Source organism: Conyzicola sp. (assembly GCF_046714715.1).
In the GTDB taxonomy this organism is placed as follows: domain Bacteria; phylum Actinomycetota; class Actinomycetes; order Actinomycetales; family Microbacteriaceae; genus Conyzicola.
In genome coordinates, this window is record NZ_JBKKAD010000128.1 from 1 (window position 1) to 4,523 (window position 4,523).

Sequence of the window (4,523 nt, forward strand, 5' to 3'; positions counted from 1 at the left end):
GGGTGCCGCACTGAAGTAGATTGGGGTCATGCGAGTTCACGTAGCCGACCACCCGCTCATCACGCACAAGCTCACCGTGCTGCGCGACAAGACCACGCCGTCGCCGACGTTCCGTGCCCTCGCCGAAGAACTCATGACGCTGCTCGCCTACGAGGCGACCCGCAACGTGCGCACCGAGGTCGTCACGATCCAGACACCCGTAGCCGAGACGCAGGGCCTCGCGATCAGCACACCGCGTCCGCTGGTCGTGCCGATCCTGCGCGCCGGACTCGGCATGCTCGAGGGCATGGTCAAGCTCGTCCCCACGGCCGAGGTCGGCTTCCTCGGCATGGTGCGCAACGAAGAGACACTGCAGCCCGAGACCTACGCCGAGCGCCTGCCCGACGACCTGTCGAACCGCCAGTGCTTCGTGCTCGACCCGATGCTGGCGACCGGCGGCTCGCTCATCGCGGCCATCGACTTCCTGCTCGCCCGCGGTGCCAAAGACGTGACGGCCGTGTGCCTGATCGCCGCGCCCGAGGGACTCGCAGCCGTCGAGAAGGCGATGGAGGGTCGCGGCGACGTGACCATCGTGCTCGGCGCGCTCGACGAGCGTCTCAACGAACTCGGCTACATCGTGCCCGGTCTCGGCGACGCCGGCGACCGCCTCTACGGCCTCGTCTGACCGTCCCGCGACGGCGAAACCCCCAGCGCATTGTGAGTTTCGGGGCGTAAATTCGCGAGTGACGTGCCAAGAAAGGTCGCTCGCCGTGAAGAAGAACATCCAGCGCTGGATCCCCGCCGCGGTCGTGCTCGCGGTCATCATCACCGCCGCCGTCGCCGTACCCGCCGTGGCGAACGCCGCACCCTCACTTCCCGAGAAGACCGCTCAGCAGCTGCTCGAGCTGGTCGCCGACAGCCGCGGCACCCCGTTCTCGGGCACGATCGAGCAGACCTCCGCCCTCGGACTGCCCGACGTGTCGGCACTCTCCCCCGCGGGCGGCGGCGACTCCGCGTCATCCGCCCTCGAACTCCTCTCTGGCTCGCACACCGCGAACGTCTTCGTCGGCGGCCCCACCACGCAGCGGGTGCAGTTGCTCGAGGGGTTCGCCGAGCGCGACGCGATCCGCAACGGCGACAGCGTCTGGCTCTACGACTCCGACGCCAAAGAGGCCACCCACATCACGGCGAGCGCGCCTGCCGACCTGCCCTCCGGCCCGACGCTCACCCCGGGCGAGGCCGCCGCGAAGCTGCTCGCCGCTGTCGATACCTCGACCGCGATCGAGGTCGTCGACACCGCGCGAGTCGCCGGCCGTGCCGCCTACGAGCTGCGACTCACCCCCGACGACGCCGACACGCTGGTCGGTTCCGTGGTGCTCAGCGTCGACGCCGAGACCGGCCTGCCCCTCGCGGTGAGCGTGACCGCCGAGGGCGAGACCTCTCCCGCTTTCTCGGTGCGCTTCAGCGAGATCGACTTCGACGCCCCCGACGCGAGCGTGTTCGAGTTCGCGCCGCCGAGCGACGTGACCGTCGAAGAGGAGACTCTCGAGGCCCCCGACACCGCTGTTCCGGATGCCGCGGCCAGCGATCACCCGCGGCCCACGGTCGTCGGCGACGGATGGGACGCCGTCGTCGTGCTTCCCGCAGGCGCCCAGCCCGCCGGCCTCTCCGGCCCGGCGCTCGACCAGTTGACGACCGCGGTCGACGGCGGCCGCGTGCTCACGACCAGCCTCGTCTCGGTCATGCTCGCCGACGACGGCCGGGTGCTCGTCGGCGCCGTGACCCCGCAGCACCTCCAGGACGTCGCCGCGCAGTGAGTTCGCCCGAGCTCGCGATCGAGACGCACGCCCTCAGCAAGAGGTTCGGCCACCAGGCCGCGGTTTCCGATCTCGCCCTCGCGGTTCCGCGCGGGTCGGTGTTCGGTTTCCTCGGCCCGAACGGGTCAGGCAAGACGACGACGATCCGCATGCTACTCGGTCTCTCTGCCGCGACCGCCGGGGAGATCGCCGTTCTCGGACGTTCGATTCCGGATGCCGCGGCGCACGTTCTGCCGCGGGTGGGCGCCCTCGTCGAGGGGCCCGCCTTCTACCCGTTTCTCTCCGGCCGCGAGAACCTGCGGCGCTTCGACACGGCCAACCGTCACGCGCCGTCGTCCACCCGCGCCGCACGGGTGGACGCGGCTCTCGACCGGGTCGGGCTGAGCCATGCGGCCGGCAAGGCGGCCCACGCCTACTCGCTCGGCATGAAGCAGCGGCTCGGCCTCGCGAACGCGCTGCTCACCCCGCGCGACCTGCTCGTGCTCGACGAACCCACCAACGGCCTCGACCCGCAGGGCACCCGCGAGGTGCGCTCGCTCATCCGTTCCCTCGCCTCCGACGGCACCACGATCTTCCTCTCCAGCCACCTGCTCGCCGAGGTGGAGCAGGTCTGCAGCCACGTCGCCGTGATGAGCACCGGCCGTCTCGTCGCGCAGGGTTCGCTCGACCAGCTACGGGCGCAGGGCTCGGAACGGGTGGCGGTGCACACGCCCGACGTGGCCGAGGCTCGACGCGTGTTCGCCGTGCTGGGTCTCTCCCCCGACTCCGCCGACCGCGACGACCACGTGAGCGCCGAGCTGCCACACGGCGTTCCCCCGGAGGCGGTGACCGCGGCGCTCGTGCGCGCCAACGTGCGGGTTCGCGGCCTCACGGTCGAGGGCGCCTCGCTCGAGGACCGTTTCGTGGCGCTCACCGGGGAGGGCTTCGATGTCGCAGAATGAGGTCCGCGAGTCTTCCCCTTCGCTCGGACTCGCCCTGCTCGGCTCGGAGCTGCGTGTGCTGTTCCGCCGTCGCCGCACCTGGGCGATGCTCGCCGCCCTAGCCGCCGTGCCCGTGCTGATCGCGGTGGCCGTGCGGCTCTCCGACTCCCCCGACACCCCGGGCGACGGCCCGGCGTTCCTGTCCAACATCACCCAGAACGGCCTGTTCGTGGGATTGACGGCGCTCATCGTGTCGGTGCCGCTCTTCCTGCCGCTCACCGTCGGGGTCGTCGCGGGCGACACCATCGCGGGCGAGGCGAATCTGGGCACCCTGCGCTATCTCCTGGTCGCACCGGCCGGCCGGGTGCGACTGCTGCTCGTGAAGTTCGCGGGCGCCGCCGTCTTCTGCGTGGTGGCCACCCTCGTCGTGGTGCTCACGGGTGCCGCGATCGGCGCCGTGCTCTTTCCGATCGGACCGGTGACGCTGATCTCGGGCGACACGGTCGGCGTCGGCGGCTACGCGCTGCGGGCCGCTCTCTTCGCCGCCTACGTGAGCATCTCCATGCTCGGCCTCAGCGCGATCGGCATGTTCATCTCCACGCTCACCACCGTGCCGGTCGGCGCGATGGCCGCCACGATCGTGCTGTCGGCGGTGAGCCAGATCCTCGACGTGCTGCCGCAGCTCAGTGCCATCCACCCCTGGCTGTTCAGCCACCACTGGCTCGGTTTCGCCGACCTCTTGCGCACCCCGATCGACTTCACGGTCTTCGGTGAGAACGCGCTGCTGCAGCTCGGCTACATCGCCGTTTTCGGCGCACTCGCCTACGGGCGGTTCGCCACGAAAGACATTCTGACCTGAGCATCCGGGGTGCGAGGTTGACACAAACGGTCATCATGCAAGATAGTTGCCTCTATGACTTTCCACGCGCACACGACCGGCCTCATGCCGTCGAGCGCGATGTGTTGTCGAATGTGTGCCTAACGGCCAAACCCTCGCCGAGTTCAGCTCTTCATCCTTGAGCGCCTGAACTCCCGGTTGTCTCCTTTCATTACGGGGCCATCCTGCATCGCACCACCAAGAAATACCCAGAAGGAATCACACCCTCATCATTAGAGGCCCTTCACCCCTTTCAAGGATCTTTCGACCCATGTCTCTTGCAACAATTGACCGTCCGACCACTTCCTTTTCGGCTCCTTCCGTTCGTTCGCTCGTCGCGACGAGCCGCCAGCCGGAAGCTCCGGCAGCCGACATCCGTGACGAGGCGGCGCAGCCCCGACTGCGCGCCGTTCCCGCCGGAACCGAGGCACGCGGCTTCGTGCTCTATGTCGGCCTCGACGAGCTGAAGGCCGAGCTGGCCGGCACCGACCTCGGCCAGATCGTGGCACAGCTGAAGAGCCTCGTCGCCGAGCTGGTGCCCACCGCCGAGACGCACGCGGCTGTCGCCCTCGCACCACAGGGCGCCGGCGGCCGCGACGTCGACGTGGTGCGTCTCGCCCTGCAGGATCCGGCGGCGCTCGCCCGCCAGCGCCAGACCCCCGTGGTGGAGGCGAAGCCGCGCGGCGGTGTCGTGATCGACATCTCCCGCAAGCGCCTGCAGCTCGACGGCGAGACCGCCCCGCTGACCTACAAGGAGTTCGAGCTGCTGCAGTACCTGGTGCTGCGCGAGGGCCGCACCATCGACCGCGCCGAGCTCATCTCGTCGCTGTGGAACGCGAACGACGACGAGATCCCGAACGAGCGCACCATCGACGTGCACGTGCGCCGCCTGCGCTCGAAGCTCGGCGCCTACGAAGACATCGTGCGCAC

At 69.5% G+C, this 4,523-nt stretch carries 5 protein-coding genes; all 5 read left to right on the plus strand.

The genetic code is table 11. The features are described from left to right. Window positions 1-28: 28 nt before the first annotated feature. The gene (gene upp, locus ACLQ6X_RS09595) at window positions 29-664 is read left to right on the plus strand and encodes a uracil phosphoribosyltransferase (RefSeq protein ID WP_188510582.1); all 636 of its coding nucleotides are present in this window, start codon (window positions 29-31) and stop codon (window positions 662-664) included. A gap of 58 nt (window positions 665-722) precedes the next feature. Continuing rightward, window positions 723-1,796, plus strand: coding sequence for a LolA family protein (locus ACLQ6X_RS09600; RefSeq protein ID WP_411699945.1), 1,074 nt, complete (start codon window positions 723-725; stop codon window positions 1,794-1,796). Further along, window positions 1,793-2,737 (plus strand): ABC transporter ATP-binding protein, encoded by a 945-nt coding sequence (locus tag ACLQ6X_RS09605; protein WP_411699946.1) that lies wholly within the window; start codon window positions 1,793-1,795, stop codon window positions 2,735-2,737. The genes ACLQ6X_RS09600 and ACLQ6X_RS09605 overlap by 4 nt, the downstream gene beginning before the upstream one ends. Next, complete coding sequence (locus tag ACLQ6X_RS09610; RefSeq protein WP_411699947.1) at window positions 2,724-3,575, plus strand: ABC transporter permease; 852 nt, start codon at window positions 2,724-2,726, stop codon at window positions 3,573-3,575. The genes ACLQ6X_RS09605 and ACLQ6X_RS09610 overlap by 14 nt, the downstream gene beginning before the upstream one ends. Before the next feature lie 289 nt (window positions 3,576-3,864). After that, the coding region (locus ACLQ6X_RS09615) for a winged helix-turn-helix domain-containing protein (RefSeq protein WP_411699948.1) at window positions 3,865-4,523 on the plus strand (659 nt) is incomplete at its 3' end.